Origin of the sequence: Subtercola sp. Z020 (assembly GCF_002931235.1) — a bacterium.
Lineage (GTDB): Bacteria > Actinomycetota > Actinomycetes > Actinomycetales > Microbacteriaceae > Subtercola.
The window spans coordinates 25,575-46,864 of record NZ_PSTT01000052.1 but is presented as its reverse complement, the minus strand read 5'-3'; the positions used below and the strand labels follow the sequence as shown (position 1 = coordinate 46,864).

The following is a 21,290-nucleotide window of genomic DNA, read 5'->3' as shown; positions in this document are numbered from 1 at the left end:
GGAAACGCCCGGCAACATTCCGAACCCGGAAGCTAAGACTCGCAGCGCCGATGGTACTGCAAGGGAGACCTTGTGGGAGAGTAGGACACCGCCGGACCCCTTTCAGACAGAATGCCCGACACCCCAACAGGTGCCGGGCATTCTGCGTTTAACACGTACGGTGAGGTAATGGTTCAGAGACAGGTGAAGACCGCGCTGGCGCTTGCCGTCGTCTCCGCCGCAGTGATCGTCGGGGCCACAAGCACCGCCGCAGTGCGGAGCGAGCCGGCGGAGGTGCCGCAGAGCGCGACGGTCGTCAGTCCGTTCCTGCCTCCGACCTCGGCGATGGGTGCTCCGAGTGCTGCGCCCTGGGACCGTCCGGACGATCCGACGGCGCGAGCTGCTTTGGCCGGACTCCGGATGCTCGGAACAGAGGGCACGGCGCTGCATCTGCACGCACACCTCTGCATCACCGTCGACGGTCAGAACGAGACCGTGCCCGCGGAGATCGGTATCGATAACCCCGCAGGTACGGTGTCACCGCTGCACACGCACGACACCACCGGCATCATCCACGTCGAATCCCCGGTGCAGGCCGACTTCACCCTCGGACAGTTCTTCACCGAGTGGAACGTCGCGCTCGACGCCGACCGTATCGGGATGTACACCGAGTCTCAGACCGAGACCTTCACGGTGTTCGTCAATCAGCAGCCGTTCACCGGCAACCCCGCGTCGATCGTCTTCACGAACAAGATGGACATCGAGATCGTGGTGGCTCCGACCGGCACGGGCGTGGCCCCGGGCATCCCGTTCGACTGGCCAGAACAGTACTAGACGAGGCCGGTGTAGCTGTCCCAGGCCTCGGGGGGTGCGGCGGCGACGTCGTCACGCAGCACAGACGCCTGGATGAGCCCGTAGGGGCGATCATCCGCGTTGAACACTTCGTTGTTGTTCTCGACGCCGAAGGGTTCGAGGTTGTAGAGGAAGTGGTGCTTGTTGGGGGCTGAGAAGCGGATCTCGACGATGTCTTCGAACGCTTCGAGCACCGCTCTCCCCATTTCGTAGAGCGTCTGCTGCAGGGCGAGGGAGTGCAGCTGGGCGAAGGTCGACACGAGGAGCTGTTTCACGGCGGCGTAGCGGTCGTTCCAGTCTGCGGGAGCGGCGGTGAAGCGCCACTGCGCGACGAGGGAGGTCGCCATGATGCGGTCATGGGTCGGCTCGAGCACGGTGTAGGGATCTTCGTAGAAGCCGGCGAACTCCGAGCCCGTCGACTTCAGGATGACCAGGTCTTTGAACCCGGCGATGACGGTGGTGGCGCGGGCGTCCCCTCGGCCGGTGACCGTGACGGCTGCGGTTCGCACCTCCTGGCCGGAGCGCAGCCAGGTGTGGTCGTGCTCTGCGCCGTCGACCAGCACCCGCTGCCAGGCGAACTCCTCGATCTCGACCCGCGCGCTGTCGACATGCTCGACGGTGTCGACGAGGTGGCTCGCGAGGGTGGTTCCGTACTCTTCGATCGAGACGATGCCCTTCTCCTTGGCGAACGCGTAGGCGGTCTGCTTCTGGCTGTCGGTGGGCAGCACCTTCGACTGGTCGCCGAAGAGGTGCGCGCCGGCGAAGTCGCCTCGAAGGGCGGTCGAGACGTTGATGTCACGGATCTCGTGGCGCGCGTCGTCGCGGTAGATGCGCACGACGCGGCTCTCTGCTTTGCCGTAGCGGTTGGGGCCAAGAACGATGGACACGGGAGTCTCCTCAGAGTTCGGTGCGGGATGCGGCGGGTGCGGCGGCGCCGGCGGGGGAGCCGGGTGCGGTGGCGCCAGCGGGGGAGCCGGGTGCGTCGGCGCCGGCGGGGTCGGCGGGTGCGGCGGCGACGGCGGGGGAGGCGACGAGCAGCCGGCCTCGAAGCGGTTCCACGGTGACGGCGGCTTCACGGGAGAAGACCGGCACCCCGGCGAGCCAGGTGGCGTGCACCACACCGTGGAGCTCGGCCCCTTCGAAGGCCGTGAGCTTGTTCCTGTGCTGCAGTTGCTCTGCGTGCACGGTGAAGGTCTCGTCGGGGGCGAACGCGATGACGTCTGCGTCGGTTCCGGCGGCGAGCGACCCCTTCTGGGGCAGGTTCACGAGGCGCGAGGTGCCGCCGATCATCCACTCTGCGACGCGTTCGAGCGGGATGCCGCGGGCCCGCGCGGCGGTCCACACGGCGGGGAGGCTGACCTGGAGGCCGGAGATGCCGCCCCAGGCCAGGCCGAAGTCGCCGTCGTGGGCGAGCTTCAGTTCGCGGGTGCTGGGCGAGTGGTCGGAGGCGATCAGGTCGATGTCGCCGTCGACGAGCGCCTGCCAGAGCGCGTCGCGGTTGCTCTCGTCGCGGATCGGCGGACAGCACTTGTACTCGGTGGCTCCGTCGGCAATTCCCTCGGCCGAGAAGCTGAGGTAGTGCGGGCAGGTCTCGACGGTGAGGCGGAGCCCCTCGGCGCGGGCGGCGCGGATGGCGGGGAGGGCGGGGGCCGCCGAGAGGTGCAGGATGTGGGCGCGGGCGCCCGTCATCCGCAGGCCCTCGATGACGTGATCGATCGCCGTGAGCTCGGAGGACTCCGGGCGGCTGGCGACGAAGGCGCCGTAGCCAGTACCGCCGGCGTGCTCGTGCTCGGCGAGCACCGCCGGGTCTTCGGCGTGCACGATGAGCAGGCCGTCGAACGCAGCGAGCTCGGCCAGCGCTTCGTGCAGTTGCGCCGTGCTGAGGTGCGGGAACTCGTCGACGCCCGAGGGGGAGAGGAAGGCCTTGAACCCGAAGACTCCCGCCTCGTGCAGGGAGCGGAGGTGGCCGAGGCTCGACGGGATGGCGCCTCCCCAGAATCCCACGTCGACGGAGGCCTGGCGGGCGGCGGCGGCGCGCTTCTGCTGCAGGGCATCCGGCGTCGTGGTGGGCGGGATGCTGTTCAGGGGCATGTCGATGACGGTCGTGACCCCGCCGGCCGCTGCGGCCCGGGTGGCGCTGGCGAAGCCCTCCCAGTCGGTGCGGCCCGGTTCGTTGACATGGACGTGGGTGTCGACGACTCCGGGCATCAGCACCTGGTCGTCGGGAAGGGTGAGGTCGGTGAGGGCGACGAGGGGCGCGTCGATGTCGGCAACCGCCTGGATGATGCCGTGGTGCACCACGAGGGCGGCGGGGCGGAAGGTTCCGTCGGCCAGAACACGGTGTGCTCGCACGATGAGGTCGTAGGGGGCCGGCTGCGTGTCGGGTGCGGGTGCGGGCGCGTGCACGGCGCCCGGTGCCGGCTCGGTAGCCGGCTCGGTGGGGGTGGAGTGTGGTGCCATAATGCTGGGGATCGCCCTATCTATCGGTCTGAGGAGTGTGCTGCGCGTGACGACTCTGGCGAGCGAAGGGTTCAGCTGCCCGAAGAACATGGAGTACGGGCCCTGCGGCGGGGTCGAGTTCGACGGCAGCTGCGAGGTGTCGGTGCATCGGTGCGTGTTCGTGGATGCGCCCGTCGTGAGGTGGGGTGGCGCGATGCGCGGCAGGGCCGAGGGAGTGGGCGCTGCGGGAGCGGGCGCGGCAGGGGACGGCGCTGTGGGGGACGGCGCTGTGGGGGACGGCGCTGTGGCGGATGGCACTGTGGCGGACGGCTCCGAGGGGGATGGCGCTGAGGGTGCAGGCGGCGGAAGCGCGGGCGGCGCCGCCATGCGGGCGCTGCTCGGGCGACGGCCGATCGTCGTGGCGGACTTTCCGGCGCGGGCCCTCGACATCCGCTCGCTCGAGGCCTGCGCAGACGTTTTGGTGGGGCGGGTCGATGCGGTGCTCGCGGGCGACTCCGGAGCCGAGCGCGTGCAGTTCTCGCCGACCTACCGGGCGTCTCTCATCCAGGCGCGGGGGCTCGCGGTGTTCAGCGGCCTGAACTGCCGCGACCGCAACAGGGTGGCGATCGAGGGAGAGCTCGCGGGGCTCGCCGCCGTCGGTGTGGCGGGCGTGCACTGCGTCACAGGGGACCACACCCGCGCCGGTGGGCGGCCGGATGCTCAGCCGGTGTTCGATCTGGACTCGACGCGGGTCGCGGCTCTGGCCCACGCCGCAGGGCACCTGGTGTCGGTCGGGGAGTCTCCGGCCACCCCGCCGGTGGGTGAGCGTGCGGCACGGCTGGTCGAGAAGGAGCGGGCGGGGGCCGAGGTGGCGTTCGTGAACCACGCGGGCGGGGTGGGGCCGGTGGCGCGCTTCGTGGCCGAGGTGCGGCGGCTCGAGGTGGCGGCCGGGCTGCGGTTCGTCGCGTGTGTGCCGGTGGTCGTCGACCGCGGAAGTGCGGAGCTGCTGAAGACCTTCACCACGCTGGTGCTGCCGGAGGGGTACCTCGACCGCATCCTCGGCGCGCGTGATGTGTACGCGGAGGGGATCGCCGCCGCCGTCGAGCTCAGCCGGGAGCTGCTCGGGATCGAGGGCGTCGCGGGCGTCAACCTGTCGGGCGGCCCGGAGCGGGGACGCGAGGTGGCCTTCGCCGAGGCGCTGGCCGCCATCTCCGCGAGCGTCGGCGTCGGCATCGGTGGCGCGGGGCGCGGAGGGAGTTAGCCCGGCAAGGTTGCGAGGCTCCATGAGCCGTCGGCCTCCCGGGTGTATTCGGTGCGCTGGCTCGCGGTGTCGGGGCGCCCGTGCCAGAAGGTGACGCGTCGGGGGCGGAGGTGGATGCCGGTCCATGTGGCGGGCGGCGTGAGGGTGCCCGTCGGGTGCGCGGCGGTGAAGGTTGCCCACCCGGAGAGCCGGGCATCCAGAGCCTGCGCCGCGAACGACGCATCGTTGAGGTGTGCGAGCACCTGCAGGTAGGGTGACCTGCCGTCGTAGACGCGGGAAAGCTCGGCGTCGTCGGCCTCGCTGGTGTCGCCGACGACGGTGAGCTGGCGGCCGAGCTCCGGCCACGCGATGGTGAAGGATGCGCGGGGAGCGGCCGCGAGCTCGGCGACCTTGCGGGAACGCGCGTCGGTGTGGAAGAAGAACCCGGTCGCATCGAACTCGCTGAGCAGCACGTGGCGCACGTCGGGGTAGCCGTCGAGCCCGAGTGTCGCGAGGGCGACGAGCGGGCGTGCGACCGCATCGTTCGGCGGCAGCCACTCCGCCAGTTCGGCCGCGAAGGGTTCCATCAGGTGACCTTGCCCGCGCCCGCCACCGCCACCTGGCCCTCGGCCGGCAGCTTGCCGGGGTTCAGCAGGCCGTCGGGGTCGGTGTGCACCGCAAGCCGGCGGGTGCGCTCCACCTCGTGGTCGACCTCCCAGTGGTGCGGGTTGTGCGACCCGACGCCGAGCGCGTCGAGGGCGGCGAAGCCCGCGTAGACCTGTTCGGGGCTCTCGTAGATTCCGGCGAGCATCCCGATCGGCCGACCGTGCTGGGCTTCGATGTGGAGCATTCCTCCGTTATATACCGCGTGCACCTCATCGATGCGCTCGACGAGCGCGTCGCCGGCGACTTCGATGTGGAAGTACTTGCCCGGATCGCTCTTCTGCAGCCACTCGATCGGGTGGTTGTAACTCAGCATGCTGATCTTCATCGAGGCCTGCGGGCCTTCGCGCACGTCTTCGATACGCCCGCCGGCGCCGAAGATGAGAGCACTCGCAGCTTCGACCGTCGTCTCGTCGAGGATGGCGCGGAGGCTGGCGCGATCCTTCGGGATGGCGGCATCGTCAGGGAGGGCGTTGGCCAGAACAGGAAGGTCTGCGGAGACGAGGCGCGGGGTGGGTTCGAGGTCACCGATCTCGCGGATGACGCTCAGCGCGTCGTCGAAGGTGTCGAAGCTGGCGTAGAGGCCCCTCCAGTTCTGCAGCGGCTCGAGCTGCAGAGTGGCCCGCGCGATGATGCCGAGGGTGCCGTAGGTGTGCACGTACGGCTCTGCGGCCTCGCCTTCGACGTGGATGAGCCGGGCATCCGGAACCGCGTGCACGACGTCGAGCGCCGTCACGAAACCGGTGTGGTTCGAGCCGTGCTTGATCGAACCGGTACCGCCCGACCCGCCCGAGAGGAACCCGCCGATCGAGGACTGCGCTGTGGAGGGGTACATCAGGATCTGCTGGCCGGCGGCGTTCGCGGCCTGCTCGATCATCACCATGGGAGTGCCGGCCTCGACCGTGATGAAGCCGTCGCCGACCTCGATGACGCCGCGCGCCTTCGACATGTCGAGCACGAGACCGCCCTGCATCGGGATGCCCTGGCCGTAGTTGCCCGTGCCCTTGCCCCGGGGGGTGATGGCGACGTGGTGGCGCACGGCGGCGCCCACGACGGCCGCGATCTGCTCGGCGGAGGTCGGGAAGGCGACGAGGTCGGCGAGGCCGAGAGGAAGCTGGGCCATCAGGATGGGGGAGAGGTAGGCGCCGTCGAGAGAGGCCTTCTCACGGGCGCGGAGTTCGGTGGTGACACCCCTGTCGCCGAGCAGTTCGCGGAGTTCTGCGGCCAGAGCGTCGGTGTTGTCAGTCATTTCGGGTTCCTTGCGTGAGGGGTGAAGCGGGCGATCTCGGCCAGGGCGGCCGCGGCCTGGGCGACGTTGTTCTCGAAGTGGTCCCTGCCGAACTCGGCCGTGGCGGTGGTCGGGTCGCCGACGACGCCGCCGGGTGCGAAGTCGTTGCTGACCCAGCCGAAGCTCACAGGCTTGCCGAAGCCGACGTATTCGTAGTCGAGGAGGTGTTCGGGAACGCTGCGCACGGCGAGGTCCATGTCGACGAGGTCGGGGCGGAGGTGGAGTACGACGCTCGTCTCGACGTGGCCGCCGTGGATGCCGAGGCCGAACTCGGTCTGGCCCGACTTCGCGCCGCCGTTGGCCGGCATCTGGCCGCCGATGAGGAAGGTCTGCAGGCCGAAGCGGCGGCGGAGCTCGCGGCAGGCGACCTGCAGCAGGGCGACGTTGCCTCCGTGCCCGTTGTGGAACACGAGCTTCGTGCAGGGCGTCTCGGCGATCGATTCACCGATCTCGACGATGGTCTGCATCAGCGTCTCCCAGCTGAGCCAGACCGTACCGGGAGCCCAGTGGTGCTCGTCGGACTTGGTGTAGGCGAGACCGGGGAGCAGCCAGGCGTTGACGCCGTCGGCGGCAGCGAGTTCGACGGCCGCCTTCGCGGACTCCTCGGCGATCAGATAGTCGGTGAACAGCGGCAAGTGTGGGCCGTGGTGCTCAATCGCGCCGGTCGGCAGCACGACGATCGAGTCGTCCCGCAGGGCTTCGACGGCGGCGACGCTCGAGAGTTCGACGAGATTGCGGGGCATGGCTTCGATCCTTGGCTGGTGGTGCGGGTGGGGCCTGGTTCGGGGCGGCGGCGTGGCGCGGCGCGCTCCGGGGGCGCGTCTACTCAGTGCATGATCATGCCGCCGGTGACGTTGACCGACTGGCCGGTGAGGTAGTCGGCGTCTGCCGAGGCGAGGAAGGCGGCGACGCCGGCGACGTCTTCGGGCTGCGCCAGGCGGCCGAGCGGCGAGTAGCTCGACCATTCGGCGACCATGGCGTCTGTACGGGTCGCGGCGCCCATCTCGGTGAGCACATATCCCGGGCAGATGCAGTTGGCGGTGATGGCTTCGGGGCCGAGTTCGAGGGCCGTGACGCGGGTGAGGGCGATCACGGCGGCTTTGGATGCGGCGTAGTGACCCTGGCCGGCACCGCCGGTCTTGCCGCCCATGCTGGCCATGTTGATGATCTTGCCGCTGGTGACGACCCCGGGCCGACGGTCGGCGATCATGCGCTTCGCGGCGACCTGGGTGGTGGTGAGCATGGCGCGAGTGTTGATGCGGAACATCTCATCCCACTCCTCTGCCGTGATCTCGAGCAGCGGGCCGAAGCGCAGGATGCCCGCGTTGTTCACGAGCACGTCGATTCCGCCGAGTGCATCTATCGCGTCGGAGAGCACGGTGCGGGTCTCGGTGTCGTCGGTGAGGTCGACGCGATGGAACGAGCCGCCGATGGCGGCGGCGGTGGCGCGGCCCGGCTCGTCGAGCAGGTCGAGGATCGCGACATCCGCCCCCTCACTGGCGCAGCGGCTCGCTATGGAGGCGCCGATGCCGCGGGCTCCGCCGGTGACCACGATACGACGCCCCTGGAGGCGGAGGGCGGGCACCGGCGGAGTCTGGGTCATTGCTCTACTTCATTCCGATGGAGGTGTCGATGAACTCGTTGGTGGCGATGTCAACTGCAGTGAGCCCGGTCTTCACGGCCTTGCCGCCGGCGGCGTAGATCGGGGTGTCGATGTCGATCACCTTCTGGATGTTGGCCGCATCCATGTCGCCGAGCGTGCTGTTGTCGCCGTTGCCGACGATGCCCTTCTCGACCTGGGTCTTGACCGAGTAGTCGGCCATGCCCTGCGAGTAGACCCAGCCGGTGTTGAACTGGGTGACGAGGTCGAGGATCATGCTGTTGACCGCGTCGGGGCTGGCGAAGTAGTCGACCTCGGCCTGCTGCAGCACGGGCACGAGGGCGGCGAGGCAGCCCGAGAGCTTCTCCTTGTCGCCACTGCGGATGGACATGGCGGAGGCGTAGACCGGGTAGCCGGCCTCGTCGAGCGTCTGGTAGGCGACGGGCTTGCCCCAGGCCGGTACCTCGTACTGGTACTGGTACGGCTCAGCGCTGGCGAAACCCTGCTGGCCCGACTTGCCCTGGTCGGCGACGAAGCTCGCGGGGGTGCCGTCGTAGCTGCCGTCGGTGTTCTCCTTCTTCAGGATGCCGGCGCTGATCAGGTACTCCATGTAGGCCGAACCACCGAAGTAGCGAACGACGGCGTCGGTCTTGCCGAGGTCGGCGATGGTCTTGACGTCGGGGTAGGTGGCCGGGTCCCACATGATCATCAGTGGTGTCTTGTCGAGCGGCGCGAAGACGGCGGTCGTCGGCTGGTCGGCGGAGAGCTGCACGGCCTCGTCGGTGGTGACGTAGCCGAGGGTGATGTCGGGGTCGGCGTACATCTGGCTGGTCACGGTCTGGAAGCCGATGGCCGGGCCGCCGGAGCGGATCTCGACGTTCACGCCCGTCGCAGCGCCCTTGGAGTACAGCGGGCCGGAGACCGACTTCTGGTCGGCGTTGACGACCGGGTCGGGGCCGAGCAGCTCGTACAGGTGACCGTGCTCGGCCTCCGGGTTCCAGTCGGTCTGGATCACGACGGTCGCGGGGCAGCCGGCCGCGGCCAAGTCGACTCCGCCGGCGGCGGCGCTCGCCGCGGGCGTCGTGGTGGCGGCACCTGAGCTGCAGGCCGCGAGGGCGGCCATGCTCAGAATGGCGAGACCGCTGGCGAGGGCGATCCTCTGTGTCTTCGTGCGCATGAGTTCTCCTTGGGAAGGTGTGCGGGTGCTGTGCTGATGGTGCGGGTGGAACGGAGGGGGGAGGGATGCCGTGGCCCACGGGCATCCCTTGATGCGGCGATCAGTTGAAGTCGTACCACTTGCCGACAGCGCGTCGACCGATCAGACCGAAGAGCCAGAAGATGAGCACGCCGAACAGAGCTGCGGTGATGATCGTCGCGAACAGCTGTTCGCCCTGCAGGCGTGAGCTGTAGTTGCTGATCAGGATGCCGAGGCCGGGGGTTCCGCGGCGGAAGAACTGGTCGCCGACGATGGCGCCCACCACGGCGAGGCCGGCGGAGATGCGCATTCCGGCGAAGATCGCGGGTAGGGCGGCAGGGAACGAGAGCTTCACCAGGGTGGTGAGGCGGCCGGCGCCCTGCAGCTTGAACAGTTCCCGGTGACCCTTGTCGACGGACTGGAGGCCGAAGAGGGTGTTGTTCACCATCGGGAAGAGGGCGATCATCACGCAGACGAGCACCCGCGACTGGAACTCGTACCCGAACCAGAACCCGATCAGGGGCACCAGAGCGAGGATCGGAATGCACTGCAGGATCACGGCGTAGGGGAAGAGCGAGCGCTCGATCCACTTGGCCTGCGACATGGCCACGGCCCAGACGATGCCGATCACGATCGCGATCGCGAGGCCGAGCATGCTGACGATGACGGTCTGGTAGAGCGCCACGATGAGGGCGTTGAACGAGAGCGGGTCGATCAGGCCCTTGATCAGGATGTCCTGCGGGAGCGGGAGCAGGAAGCGCAGGTGCGGGTCGAGCACGAAGAGGCTGATCAGGTACCAGACGCCGACGATTGCGAGGAAGACCAGAACCGGGGGCACCCAGCGGCCGGCGCGGTTCTTGCCCTTGGCCTTCGGGATGGTCGCCGTGACGGGAAGCCCGGGGGTGGGGTGGGCATCCAGCGCCTCGACACTGTCACTGACGATCGTTTCGTTCGAGATGGTGGTCATGAGTGGCCGTGTCCCTTCCGGAGGGCGTGTGCGACTTCGCCGACGAGAGCGGCGTATTCGGGGGTGAAACGGATCTCGGGGTCGCGCGGCTGGGCGAAGGGCACGTCGAAGGTCTCGACGATCGTGCCCGGGCGACCGGACATCACCACGACCTTGGTCGACATGTAGACGGCCTCGGAGACGGAGTGGGTGATGAAGAGGCCCGCGAAGTTCTTGGCGTTGAACAGACGGATCAGCTCATCGTTCAGGCGCTCGCGGGTGATCTCGTCGAGCGCGCCGAACGGCTCGTCGAAGAGGAAGAGTTCGGGGTCGAGGGTGAGGGAGCGCGCGAGGCTCGCGCGCATCTTCATGCCGCCGGAGAGGGCCTTCGGCAGGTGCTTCTCGAAGCCTTTCAGGCCGACCATGTCGATGGCTTCGAGGGCCTTGGCGGCGCGCTCCTTCTTGCTCTCGCCGTGCAGCTCGGCGAGCAGTTCGACGTTGGCGGTGACGTTCCGCCAGGGCAGGAGGGTCGCATCCTGGAACACGTAGCCGATGCGGTCGGTTCCGAGGGTGGCGGTTCCGTCGGAGGCGGTCTCGAGGCCCGACGCGATGCGGAGCAGGGTGCTCTTGCCGCAGCCCGAGGGACCGACGACGGTGACGAACTCACCGCGCCTGACGACGAGGTCGACGCCCTGGAGGGCGATCGTGCCGTCGGGGAAGGTCATCTCGACGTTCGAGAAGTCGAGCAGGGTGTCGGTTCGGGCTGCGGTGGTGGCTGATGGTGCAGGCGCTGTGACGGTCATAGCGGCTCTACCTCGTTTCCAGTAGGGAGGGGTGGCGTGCGGGGGTCGGCTCGGCGACGCTGTAGCTCACCGTGCTCTGGGCAACAAGGTTGCCGGCGTGGATCACGTAGCGGTCGGCGGAGGCGTTCGCCACGGCGTCGGAGAGGTTCGTGGCGCGGATCGCGAGGAACTCGGCCCGCGCGCCGACGGTGGCACCGGCCTTCGGGAGCGCCATCACGTCGCGGGCACCGTCGGCGACGGCGGTGTACGCCTCGTCGAGGGTGAGGTGGCCGGCGATGACGAGCAGCGAGGCGGTCTCGAGCGCGTCGCTGCGGCCGACGGGGTTGAACGGGTCGCGCACGTTGTCGGCTCCGGCGGCGAAGCGGATGCCGCGGTCGAGCACGGCGCGGGCGGCAGTGAGTCCGCGGGGCATCGAGACCGGGTGCTCCCAGCCCTGCAGGTAGAGGTTCGTGATCGGGTTGCTTATTATGCCCACGTTCGACGCTTCGACCTCGTCGAGAACGTCGGAGAGATCATCCAGAGCCAGCGTGCCGAGCCGAACGCAGTGACCGGCGCTGCGGTTGCGGTCGGCGGGCCAGTCGCGCACCTCGCGGGCGAACTCGGCGAGCGTCAGGGCCCCGGTCAGGTTCTCATCGGTGTGGATGTCGACGCCGACGCCCTTGCGCTCGGCGAGACGCAGCAGGCGCCGGAGGTCGTGGCCGGGGTCGAGCGCGAGGTGCGGCGAACCGCCGACGAGGTCGATGCCGAGGTCGATGGCCGCCTCGATGTCGGCGTCGGGAACGTCGGAGCCGGCGAGGGCGACGAGTTCGATGTCCATCAGCCCGCGGAGTTCGTCGCGCACCTGCACGAGGGCGCGCGCGCCCCGCAGAGGGTCGTCGCCGAGCAGGATGTCGACGTGGCTGCGTACGGCGGTCGTGCCCTGGCGGAGCATCAGCAGCGCCGCAGCGCGCGCCCGCTCGACGATGCTCTCGGTGGTCATCGTGGCGGCGTAGGCGCGCCAGGCGAGGATCGCGGAGACGAGGTCGCCCATCGGCGGGTCGATCGCGTCCCAGGAGAGGGCTTTGTCGAGGTGGGAGTGCGGATCGGCGGGAGCGGTGAGGAGGAGGAAGCCGGTGAGATCGAGCGTGGCGTCGTCTGCGGCGTGCGGTGTGGCGCGTGCTGCGGTGTGTGCCTCAGCGTGTGCCTCGCCCGTGGCGAAGGAGTGTGCGGGCGAGACGGCGGCGACCGTGTCGCCGTCGAGCAGCACGTCGCAGGTCGACCCGTCTGGCAGGGTCGCGTTCTGCAGCAGGGTGATCCGGCGAGGTAGTGCATTCACAGTGGTGGCGGCTCCTGATCGCACGCGGATGTTGATGTGTTCAACATGCCAAAACTTACGGTTGGTGCGTTTCCATCGTGTAACGCGAGCATTTCGCTGTGTTAAGAGACGGGTGGGGTGAGTGCCGGAACAGCTTGGCGGGCGGTTACTGTCTGAGGGTGAGGCGTCGAAGGGAGGCCGTGATGTCACCGGTCACCGAGGCCATCGACCCGCAGACGCGCCAGCTGGGTGCGGCCATCCGCGCCGCCCGGCTCTCGCAGGCGCTGACCCTCGTGGAGCTCGCCCGGCTCGCCGGTCTGTCGCATCCCTTTCTCTCGCAGCTCGAACGGGGCCAGGCCCGGCCGAGCATGGTGTCGCTCGAACGCATCGCACGCGCACTCGAGACGAGCCAGTTGGAGTTGCTGGCGAGCGCATCGGAGCCGTGGGGGCCGGTGAGCGTCACGGTCGACGCTCGCGCGGGCGGCTCCGGTTCGGCTGCGCTCGTGCGGGCCCACGAGGGGGTGCGCGGACCCTACGCGGAAGGAGAGGCGCGGCTGCTGGTGGGGCGACGGGCCTCGTTCCAGCCGATGGAGTTCACGGGATCGAACACGGAATACGGCGACTTCTACCACCACCCGGAAGACGAGTTCGTGACGGTCATCGCGGGTAGAGTCGTGATCGACCTCGCAGGCGACGGCGAGTTCGTGCTCGACTGCGGGGACTCGGTCTACTACGACGGCGACACCCCCCACCGGTGGCGCTCGGCCGACCGAGGCGCGTACCGGCTGCTCATCGTGAAGCAGCGCCTGCAGAAAGAGCCCGTGTGAACATCCATCCCCTCCCCGAATTCGACTGCGTGGTGGCGAACCGCCTCGAAATCGCCGACGACATCGTGCTGCTCGACCTCGTGCGGGCCGACGGCGGGGCCTTTCCCGAATGGACGCCGGGCGCGCACATCGACCTGGTACTGCCGAACGGGATCGAGCGCCAATACTCGCTCTGCTCGACACCGACCGAGACGGCGCGGTGGCAGGTCGCCGTGCTGCGCGAGGCCGCGGGGCGCGGCGGGTCGTCGTACGTGCACGAGTCGGTCGCGGTGGGAACGTCGGTGCACGTGCGGGGGCCGCTCAACCACTTCGCGTTCGAGCCGGCACCGGCGTACCTGTTCGTCGCCGGCGGGATCGGCATCACTCCGCTGCTGCCGATGATGCGGGCAGCGTCGGCGGCCGGGGTGCCCTGGACGCTGGCGTACGCCGGGCGGTCGGAGGGGTCGATGGCTTTCGTTCGAGAGCTTCGGGACGAGCATCCCGCTCAGGTGCGTGTGTACGCGAGCGAAACGGGAGAGCGCCTGGCGCTCGAATCCCTCTTTGCCGAGACGGCGGCCGGCACGCTGGTCTACTGCTGCGGCCCGTCGCGGCTGCTCGACGCGGCGCAGGCGTCGGCGACGGCGAACGGATGGCCGGCCGGGCAGCTGCACATCGAGCGCTTCGAGGCGAAGGAGGCCGGTGAGCCGGTTCTGGCAGACGCGTTCGAGGTCGAGCTCGAGCTGTCGGGGATGACGCTCGAGGTGCCGCCGGACCGCAGCATCCTCGAGGTGGTGGAGGAGGCCGGCGTGCTGGTGCTGTCGTCGTGCCGCGAGGGAACCTGCGGAACCTGCGAGACGCCGGTCGTGTCGGGCGAGGTCGACCACCGTGATTCGGTGCTGACCCCGGAGGAGCAGGCCGAGAACGAAGTGATGATGATCTGCGTGTCGCGGGCGGCGTGCGCCCGGCTGGTGCTCGAGCTGTAGGTCGCGGCTGGCGCCGCCCGCCGCTGGCGCCGCCCGCCGCTGGCGCCGCTCGCCGCTTGCGCGGGTGGGCGGGGCGGCTCAGCGGGCGTGGCGGTCGGCGAGCAGGTTCTCGAGGTCGGCGGCGATGGTGCGCTGGTCGCAGCCTACGAGCTCGTAGTCGCGCACGACGACACGGCCGGCGACGACGACATGCCGGGGCTTTCGACCGGGGTTCGCCCAGAGCAGGCCCGCGACCGGGTCGGCGACCGCCGCATCGGCGACGCCCGACACGTCCCACACGCAGAGGTCGGCGGCATCCCCGAGCCTGAGCGATCCGAGCTCCGGGCGGCCGAGCCCGAGCGCCGAGCCCTTCGTGGCCATGCCGAGCACCTCGCGCGCCGTGATCGGTTCGCCGACGAGGGGCGCGATCTGCATCGCCAGGCGGGCGTCGGCGAGCAGGTTCGATGCGTCGTTGCTGCCGCCTCCGCTGGTGCCGAGCCCGACGGCGATTCCGGATGCCCGCAGAGCCGAGACTGGCGCAATGCCCCAGCCCATCGGCAGATCACAGGCGGGCGCATGGGTCGCGGTGACGCCGTTCGCGGCGAGACGGCGGATCTCGTCCTCGGTCACGGCGCAGAGGTGAGCGAGCGTGACGTCGGGCGCGATCCAGCCCCACTCCTCGAGCAGGTCGATCGGTCGGCGGCCGTACTTCTCGAGGGCGATCGCGACGTCGACCTGCTCGTTCGCCTGGGTTCGGCGCCGAAGACCGTGGCGTGCGGCCACCTCGCCGAGCAGCCGGAACGTCTCGGGGCTGTCGCTGTGAACGCCGGCGGGGCCGACGGCCACCTGCAGCAGGCCGTCGGCGCGCACACCGCCGACGGCGCCGGGAACGAGGGCGTCGACGATGGCCTCCGCCGACGCGGCGGCCTGCTCGGCGTCGTCCCGGGCGGAGCCGCGCACGAAGACGAGGCGTGCCCCGAGATCGGCGGCCGCCGCTGCGGCCGCGCGTGCGATGCCGACGGTGAGTTCGACATCCGTGTTGCCGGGCCCGCCCGGCCAGTTCAGGTGGTGGTCGGCGACGGTGGTGACGCCGGCGAGGAGGCTCTCGGCGAGGCCGGCGCGAGCCGCGGCATGCTCCAGCTCGGGATCTATGCCGGCGCGGGCATACGCTGCGGCCATCGTGGGCAGCCAGGTCGCCATCGGCACTCCGCGGGTGCCCGGCAGGGTGCGGAAGGCGGTCTGCAGCAGGTGGTGGTGGGCGTTCACGAGCCCGGGGGTGACGACGCAGCCCGTTGCGTCGAGGCGCTCGGCCGGGGTGCCGGTGCTGGTGCCGCGGCCCGTGCCGGTGGGAGCATCCGGAGCCATCACGACGCCGTTCTCGACGAACAGGTCGCCAGCGGTCTCTGACGATTCGTCGATGACGGTGGCGAGGGCGTTGTGAATGGTCAGCATGAATGAGTTCTAACATTCTTTTATGTCGCGCTCGTGACGGCGGCCCAGATGCAGGGAAGGACAGCGGATGCTCGAGCTTGCTGCAGCGCTGCTCGAACGGCTCGACCGCGGTGAAACGGTCGCGGTGGCGACGGTGACGCGCATCAACGGGAGTGCTCCGCGCACGCTCGGTACCGCGATGGCGGTCGACGCGCGGGGCGCCGTGATCGGCAGCATCTCGGGCGGGTGCGTGGAGGGCGCGGTGTACGAGACCTGCCAGGAGGTGCTGGCCTCGGGTGCGCCGACGCTGCAGGAGTTCGGCTACACCGACGACGACGCCTTCGCGGTGGGGCTGGCCTGCGGCGGGCGCATCGAGGTGCTCGTGCTGCGCCTGGGCGGCGCCGGCTGGGCGATGGAGGCCGCCGACGGCGGAGTGGAGACGGACCGCGGGGGCGATGACGCGCTGCGGGCGGAGCTCGAGGCCGCGGCGGCCGGGCGGCCCGCGGGCGTGGCGCTCGTGACGGCAGGGGTTGCCCTGGGCGCAGTCCTGACCGTGGGCGGTGGGGGTGGCAGTGGTGGCGGTGCGAGTGGCGGCCAGGCAGACGGCGCGGATGGCAGGCTGAGCGACGACAGCGCGCGGCGGCTGCGGGCCGAGGTGGCGGCGCGGGTGGGCGCGGGTCGGCCGGGGGTCGCGGTGGTCGAGTGCGAGGAGGGTCCGGTCGAGGCGCTCTTCGTCGTGGCCGCGACGCCGCCGCGCATGATCGTGTTCGGCGCGGTCGACTTCTCGGGTGCGCTGGCAGACGCTGCTGCGCTGCTCAGCTACCGGGTGACGATCTGCGACGCGCGACCCGTCTTCGCCACGGCCGAACGGTTTCCCGCCGCAGCCGAGGTCGTCGTCGAATGGCCGAGCGACTACCTCTCGCGAACCGAGGTCGACGCCCGCACCGCTGTGGTGGTACTGACACACGACGACAAGTTCGACATTCCGCTGCTCGAGGTGGCCCTCCGGATGCCGGTGGCCTACGTCGGTGCGATGGGATCCCGCCGCACCCACGACCGTCGGCTCGACGCCCTGCGACCGCTCGTCGGCGACGACGACCTCGCGCGGCTGCACTCACCGATCGGGCTGGACATCGGTGCGAGCACCCCCGAGGAGACCGCCGTCTCGATCCTCGCCGAGATCATCGCGGCCCGGAACGCCGCATCCGGCACGAGCCTCCGCGCCCTGGCCGGCCCCATCCACCGCGGTGCACCGGAGCATGCCCGCAGCGGCATATAGCCGGCGGGGGCATGCAGCGGTGGGTCAGGCGTTCAGCAGGCGCCAGACGCGGTCGCGGGAGATCGGCAGCTCGTGGGGGCGAACCCCGACGGCGTTCCGCACGGCGTTCGCCAGTGCCGCGGGCACCGGGTTGTAGGGGGACTCGCTCATCGACTTGGCGCCGAACGGCCCGAGACCGTCGGTGGTCTCGGCGAAGTACACCTCTGTCGGCGGCACGTCGGAGAGCGACGGCAGATGGTAGTTGCGGAGCACCGACGTCAGCACCTCGCCCGCCTCACCGATGATCAGCTCCTCGAACATTGCGGTTCCGATGCCCTGGGCGACACCGCCCTCGACCTGGCCACGGCACTGTTCGGGGTTGATCACGAACCCGGCATCGGCGCCGTGCACGGACTGCAGGATGCGCACTTCGCCCGTTCCGGTGTGCACGGCGACGCGGAAGGCGTGCACGTTGAAGGCGAGCGAGCGCTGTGCGCCGTCGTGTTCGCCGGTGGCCGTGATGCCGACGGGGGTGGCCACCACCCGGGCCCGTCCGCCCGGGATCGAGACCGTCTGCGGAACGGGAGCGGGAACCACTGACGCGGCCACGTCGGCCAGCGGGACGAAGCGGCTGCCGGCCCGCAACCCGTCGGCTTCGAGCATCCATTCGTCGACGGGGATGCCCGTCAGCGACGCAGCGCCCTCGCGGAGCTTCAGCGCCAGCGCGGTCGCCGCGGCGAGCACCGCCTTGCCGGCGACCACCGTGCCGGCCGAACCGAACGCACCCGTGTCGTAGGGCACGACATCGGTGTCGCTCTGGCGGATGACGAACTCTGCCGGGTCGGTGTTCAGCGCGGTAGCGGCGAGCTGGGAGTGCACTGTCGTCGTGCCGTTGCCGAACTCCGCCGTGCCCACGCTCAGGGTGTAGCGCCCGTCGAGACCGAGGGTGACGGACGCCTCCGAGAAGTGCCCTCGGGGCGGGATGGTGGCGATCATCGCGGTCGCCATGCCCTCGCCGACCTTCCATTCGTCGCCGGAAGGAGCCGCGACGCCGTTTCCCCGCGCGAGCGCCGACTGCGTGAGATCGAGCACCTGGTCGAGCCCGTAACTGCCGCCGAAGACGAGGTCGTCACCCTCGACGTGCGTGATGACGAGAGGGTCGTTCGGGCCGACGGCGTTCAGGCGCCGCAGGTCGAACGGGTTCATGCCGAGGGCGATGGCCAGGTCATCCATCGCCGACTCGACGCCGAAGATCACCTGGCCGAGGCCGTACCCGCGGAAGGCGCCGGAGGGCATGTTGTTCGTGTAGACGGCCTCGGCGTCGACCCGCTTGTTCGGCGAGTTGTAGAGACTGACCGACTCGGCGCAGCCGTGAAACATCGTGCCGGGCCCGTGGTTGCCGTAGGCGCCGGTGTCACTGAGCAGCTCGACGTGCATCGCCGTGAGGTGGCCGTCGCGCGTGGCGCCGAGGGTGACGCGGGTGCGCATGGGGTGTCGGCAGGGCACGACGGTGAGCTCGTCGCTGCGCGTCATCTCGTACTGCACCGGTCGCCCGGTGGCGAGAACGGCGAGCGTCACGAGGTCTTCGGTCTGGATCTCCTGCTTACCGCCGAAGCCGCCGCCGACGCGGGTGGTGAACACCCGCACCCGGTCGAGTTCGAGGTCGAAGATGCGGGCGATCTCCGTCTGCACGAGAAAGGGCACCTGCGAGCTGGTGCGCAGCACGAGACGCCCGTCGTCGTCGAGCCAGCCGACCGTTCCGTGCGTCTCGAGGGCGCTCGCCGAGATGCGCTGGGTCTGCCAGGTGCCGCTGACCGTCACGTCGGCCTCGTCGAGTCCCTTCTGCAGGTTGCCGTACTCGCCGTGCATCTCGGCGACCAGGTTCGTGGTGGGGTCGGCGATGCGCGACTCGGTCGCGTCTTTGTCGGCGTGGAGGAGCGGGATGCCCGGCTTCTGGGCGAGCGAGGGGTCGAAGTTCGCGGGCAGCACCTCGTAGGCCACGTCGAGCAGGCGGCAGGCCTCCTCGGCCACGCCGATCGACTCGGCGACGACGACGGCGACGCGCTGGCCGCGGAATCGCATGACGCTGTCGAGGATGAGCGTGTCGTCGGGGTCTTCGGTGCGGTTCTGGTGCCGGGCGGTCGAGAACAGGGTCTGCGGCACGTTCTCGTGGGTGAACACGGCGGCGACGCCGTCGAGCGCGGCGGCGGCCGCCGTGTCGATCGACGTGATGCGGGCGTGGGCGTGCGGGCTCCGCAGCACGACGAGGTGCAGCAGGCCGGGCACGGCGAGGTCGAGTGTGTACCGCTCCTGCCCGGTGACGATGCGGGCGCCGGCGGGGGCCTTCACCGAGGTTCCGACCGAGCGGATGATCGGGGTGGGCGCCGTGCGCCCGGTGTCGGCGGGGGCGTCGGTGCCCGCGGGGGTCGAGGGGTCGGCGGTCTCGGCGAGCAGGGCGGTCGCGCCCGTGACGGGCTCGCCTGAGGTGCCGGGTGCTGCGGTGCCGGGTGCTACGGTGCCGGGTGCTGGCGCAGTCGTGGAGGCGCTGCCGGCGCGCGCGGCCGCGGCCGGGCATCCAGAGCCGTCGTGCCCGGCGCAGCCCGCACCCGACGCGGCGCCTGAAGCCCCGTCGCCCGAGCGACCCGCGCAGCCGGGCTGCGCCACATTCGACACGCCGTGCAGCGCGTCGTTGATCGCCCGGTAGCCGGTGCACCGGCAGAGGTTGCCCTTCATGAGGCGGGGGAGGTCGGCCGGGTCGGCGTCGGTGAGCGTCGACGCCGTGACGACCATGCCGGCGGTGCAGAACCCGCACTGGAACCCTGCCGCGTTGACGAACCGCTGTTGCACGGGGTGCAGGTCCTCGGGGGTGCCGAGCCCGGCGACCGTGGTCACGGCTCGACCCTCGGCGCGGTGCGCGGGAAAGACGCAGGAGTGGATCGGTGTGCCGTCGACGAGAACGGAGCAGGCACCGCAGTCGCCGGTGTCGCAGCCCTTCTTGACCTCGAAGTGCTCGTTGTCGCGGAGGAGGGTGCGCAGGGACTGGCCGGCCCGGGGCGAGACGTCGAGGGTCTCGCCGTTGACGTCGAACTTCATGACAGCTCCTTCAGGGTGGCGGTGAACATCAGGCGAGCTCCTCGAGGATCTCTTCGGCCAGCAGCGCACTCACGCCGCGACGCCAGTCGGCGGCGCCGTGCGCGTCGGTGAACCACTCGGTGATAGCGAGCACGTCGGCGCGCAGGGTGGCGGCGGTCGGGCGGGCGTCGTAGCGCAGCTGGATCGGGCGCACTGTTCCGCCGGTGACGGTGAGCACGAACGTGCCCTCGGGCGAGAGCCGGCCGAGCAGCACGGCGCCCGATCGACCGAGAGGTGACAGCGCGATCTTGCGGAAGGCGACGCGGGAGCGCACGGCGTCGATTGGGAGGGTGATCGAGCGCAGTACGTCGCCGGGGTTCAGCACGGTGGTCTTGTTGCCGGTGATGAAGGAGGTCACCGGCATCCGTTCGTCGCTGCCGTCGGCCCGCCAGATGAGCGCTTCACCGTCGAGGGCGGCCGTCAGCGAGGTCATCGGGCCTGCGGGCAGCGCCGCGCAGAGGTTGCCGCCCACGGTCGCGACGTTCCAGACCTTGAACGACCCGTACAGGGCTGTGCAGCAGTCGAAGAGGGCGTGGTGCGCCTCCCAGCCGGGCTGCGCCGGGAAGCGGGAGAGGTCGGCGAGGGTGCAGGTGGCCGCGATCTCGAGGCCGGCCTCGGTCACGGTGAGGGCGGGCCAGCCGAGGGTGGTGAGGTCGACGACGGCCGTGAGGTGGTGCTGCGGCTCACCGTAGAGAGCCGACCCGCCGGCCAGCACCGCGACGGTGGGACCGAGGGCACTGAGGTCTGAGCGGGTTCGGGCGAGGCGGACTTCGGTGACGGTGTTGAGATCCACGCCGACCTTTCGGTGGTTCTGAAGGCTCGAACCCCGGCGGCTCGACGTCGGGCCGCCCGGCGGTGTTCCCGCGAGCCCGGCCCCGCGGTGCGGGCCGTGGTCCCAGTGAACAGGATGAAGATGACGAACGTGTAAACCGCCGCGCCGTCGGTCAGCCGATCGCGCCGACCCATTCCGTGGAGCCGTCGGTGAAGTACTGCTCCTTCCAGATGGGCACCTGGGCCTTGACCTCGTCGACGAGCTCGGCGCACGCGGCGAAGGCGACACCGCGGTGGGCGGCAGCGACGGCGCAGGCGAGAGCGATGTCGCCGATCCCGAGATCGCCGGTGCGGTGGGCGATGGCCAACCGGGCGCCGGGGTGCTTCGCCGCGACAGCGTCGGCGACCCGGCGGATGACCTCGCCGGCCGACGGATGCGCGGTGTAGCTCAGGCGGGTGACGCCGCGGCCGTCGTCGTGGTCGCGCACGACTCCGCTGAAGGTGACCACGGCGCCTGCGCTGTCGGAGGCGACGTTGTCGGCACACCACTCGACGGTGATCGGGGTGTCGCTGACGTACGCGAGGGCGACTTGGCCGGGGGCGCTTCGGTCGTCGAGCGCGAACCCGCGGA

General features: G+C 70.3%; 19 protein-coding genes and 1 rRNA gene. 6 read left to right on the top strand and 14 right to left on the bottom strand.

What is annotated here, in order from left to right; genetic code table 11:
- Together rrf and C5B96_RS07355 are read left to right on the top strand one after the other, a co-directional pair.
- Nucleotides 1-97 (top strand): 5S ribosomal RNA (gene rrf, locus C5B96_RS07360); the annotation flags it as partial.
- A gap of 71 nt (nucleotides 98-168) precedes the next feature.
- The gene (locus C5B96_RS07355) at nucleotides 169-813 is read left to right on the top strand and encodes a hypothetical protein (RefSeq protein WP_146078109.1); all 645 of its coding nucleotides are present in this window, start codon (nucleotides 169-171) and stop codon (nucleotides 811-813) included.
- Here the strand turns inward: C5B96_RS07355 and pucL are convergent.
- On the bottom strand, nucleotides 810-1,718 hold the full coding sequence (pucL, locus tag C5B96_RS07350) for a factor-independent urate hydroxylase (RefSeq protein WP_104244437.1): 909 nt from the start codon (nucleotides 1,716-1,718) through the stop codon (nucleotides 810-812). The genes C5B96_RS07355 and pucL overlap by 4 nt on opposite strands.
- Before the next feature lie 10 nt (nucleotides 1,719-1,728).
- Nucleotides 1,729-3,291, bottom strand: a complete 1,563-nt coding sequence (gene allB, locus C5B96_RS07345; protein ID WP_104244435.1) for an allantoinase AllB — start codon at nucleotides 3,289-3,291, stop codon at nucleotides 1,729-1,731.
- A 46-nt stretch (nucleotides 3,292-3,337) separates the two neighbouring features.
- On the opposite strand from allB, the gene C5B96_RS18010 reads away from it, so the two are divergent.
- The gene (locus C5B96_RS18010; protein ID WP_304466022.1) at nucleotides 3,338-4,531 is read left to right on the top strand and encodes a methylenetetrahydrofolate reductase C-terminal domain-containing protein; all 1,194 of its coding nucleotides are present in this window, start codon (nucleotides 3,338-3,340) and stop codon (nucleotides 4,529-4,531) included.
- Here C5B96_RS18010 and C5B96_RS07335 read toward each other — a convergent pair.
- The 8 genes from C5B96_RS07335 to C5B96_RS07300 all read right to left on the bottom strand — a co-directional run bounded on the left by C5B96_RS07335 (nucleotide 4,528) and on the right by C5B96_RS07300 (nucleotide 12,320).
- A complete protein-coding gene (locus tag C5B96_RS07335) occupies nucleotides 4,528-5,097 on the bottom strand; it encodes a pyridoxal 5'-phosphate synthase (protein WP_104244433.1) in 570 nt (189 codons plus the stop codon). The genes C5B96_RS18010 and C5B96_RS07335 overlap by 4 nt on opposite strands.
- The gene (locus C5B96_RS07330; RefSeq protein ID WP_104244431.1) at nucleotides 5,097-6,422 is read right to left on the bottom strand and encodes an FAD-binding oxidoreductase; all 1,326 of its coding nucleotides are present in this window, start codon (nucleotides 6,420-6,422) and stop codon (nucleotides 5,097-5,099) included. The genes C5B96_RS07335 and C5B96_RS07330 overlap by 1 nt, the downstream gene beginning before the upstream one ends.
- The gene (locus C5B96_RS07325) at nucleotides 6,419-7,204 is read right to left on the bottom strand and encodes a creatininase family protein (protein ID WP_104244429.1); all 786 of its coding nucleotides are present in this window, start codon (nucleotides 7,202-7,204) and stop codon (nucleotides 6,419-6,421) included. Before C5B96_RS07325 ends, C5B96_RS07330 begins: the two co-directional genes overlap by 4 nt.
- An 83-nt stretch (nucleotides 7,205-7,287) precedes the next feature.
- Complete coding sequence (locus tag C5B96_RS07320; protein WP_104244427.1) at nucleotides 7,288-8,064, bottom strand: SDR family NAD(P)-dependent oxidoreductase; 777 nt, start codon at nucleotides 8,062-8,064, stop codon at nucleotides 7,288-7,290.
- 4 nt (nucleotides 8,065-8,068) lie between these two features.
- The gene (locus C5B96_RS07315; protein WP_104244425.1) at nucleotides 8,069-9,238 is read right to left on the bottom strand and encodes a nitrate ABC transporter substrate-binding protein; all 1,170 of its coding nucleotides are present in this window, start codon (nucleotides 9,236-9,238) and stop codon (nucleotides 8,069-8,071) included.
- 100 nt (nucleotides 9,239-9,338) lie between these two features.
- The gene (locus tag C5B96_RS07310) at nucleotides 9,339-10,223 is read right to left on the bottom strand and encodes an ABC transporter permease (protein WP_104244423.1); all 885 of its coding nucleotides are present in this window, start codon (nucleotides 10,221-10,223) and stop codon (nucleotides 9,339-9,341) included.
- A complete protein-coding gene (locus C5B96_RS07305) occupies nucleotides 10,220-11,005 on the bottom strand; it encodes an ABC transporter ATP-binding protein (RefSeq protein ID WP_104244421.1) in 786 nt (261 codons plus the stop codon). The genes C5B96_RS07310 and C5B96_RS07305 overlap by 4 nt, the downstream gene beginning before the upstream one ends.
- Nucleotides 11,006-11,012: 7 nt before the next feature.
- The gene (locus C5B96_RS07300; protein ID WP_104244419.1) at nucleotides 11,013-12,320 is read right to left on the bottom strand and encodes an amidohydrolase family protein; all 1,308 of its coding nucleotides are present in this window, start codon (nucleotides 12,318-12,320) and stop codon (nucleotides 11,013-11,015) included.
- Between the two features lie 182 nt (nucleotides 12,321-12,502).
- Between C5B96_RS07300 and C5B96_RS07295 the strand changes: the two genes are divergently transcribed.
- Complete coding sequence (locus C5B96_RS07295) at nucleotides 12,503-13,126, top strand: helix-turn-helix domain-containing protein (protein WP_104244417.1); 624 nt, start codon at nucleotides 12,503-12,505, stop codon at nucleotides 13,124-13,126.
- A complete protein-coding gene (locus C5B96_RS07290) occupies nucleotides 13,123-14,088 on the top strand; it encodes a PDR/VanB family oxidoreductase (RefSeq protein ID WP_104244415.1) in 966 nt (321 codons plus the stop codon). Before C5B96_RS07295 ends, C5B96_RS07290 begins: the two co-directional genes overlap by 4 nt.
- Nucleotides 14,089-14,166: 78 nt before the next feature.
- On the opposite strand, the gene C5B96_RS07285 is transcribed toward C5B96_RS07290, so the two are convergent.
- Nucleotides 14,167-15,519 carry an amidohydrolase family protein gene (locus C5B96_RS07285; RefSeq protein WP_104244413.1) on the bottom strand — a complete coding sequence of 451 codons (1,353 nt, stop codon included), beginning with the start codon at nucleotides 15,517-15,519 and terminating at the stop codon, nucleotides 14,167-14,169.
- A 67-nt stretch (nucleotides 15,520-15,586) separates the two neighbouring features.
- Between C5B96_RS07285 and C5B96_RS07280 the strand changes: the two genes are divergently transcribed.
- Nucleotides 15,587-16,777 carry an XdhC family protein gene (locus C5B96_RS07280; protein ID WP_104244411.1) on the top strand — a complete coding sequence of 397 codons (1,191 nt, stop codon included), beginning with the start codon at nucleotides 15,587-15,589 and terminating at the stop codon, nucleotides 16,775-16,777.
- A gap of 24 nt (nucleotides 16,778-16,801) precedes the next feature.
- Here the strand turns inward: C5B96_RS07280 and C5B96_RS07275 are convergent, their stop codons facing one another.
- The 3 genes from C5B96_RS07275 to C5B96_RS07265 all read right to left on the bottom strand — a co-directional run bounded on the left by C5B96_RS07275 (nucleotide 16,802) and on the right by C5B96_RS07265 (nucleotide 21,219).
- Entirely contained in the window at nucleotides 16,802-19,849 is a 3,048-nt protein-coding gene (locus C5B96_RS07275; protein ID WP_104244409.1) for a molybdopterin cofactor-binding domain-containing protein, read from the bottom strand.
- A gap of 28 nt (nucleotides 19,850-19,877) precedes the next feature.
- Entirely contained in the window at nucleotides 19,878-20,681 is an 804-nt protein-coding gene (locus tag C5B96_RS07270; protein ID WP_104244407.1) for an FAD binding domain-containing protein, read from the bottom strand.
- Nucleotides 20,682-20,832: 151 nt separating this feature from the next.
- Entirely contained in the window at nucleotides 20,833-21,219 is a 387-nt protein-coding gene (locus tag C5B96_RS07265; RefSeq protein ID WP_104244445.1) for a molybdenum cofactor biosynthesis protein MoaE, read from the bottom strand.
- Nucleotides 21,220-21,290 lie beyond the last annotated feature (71 nt).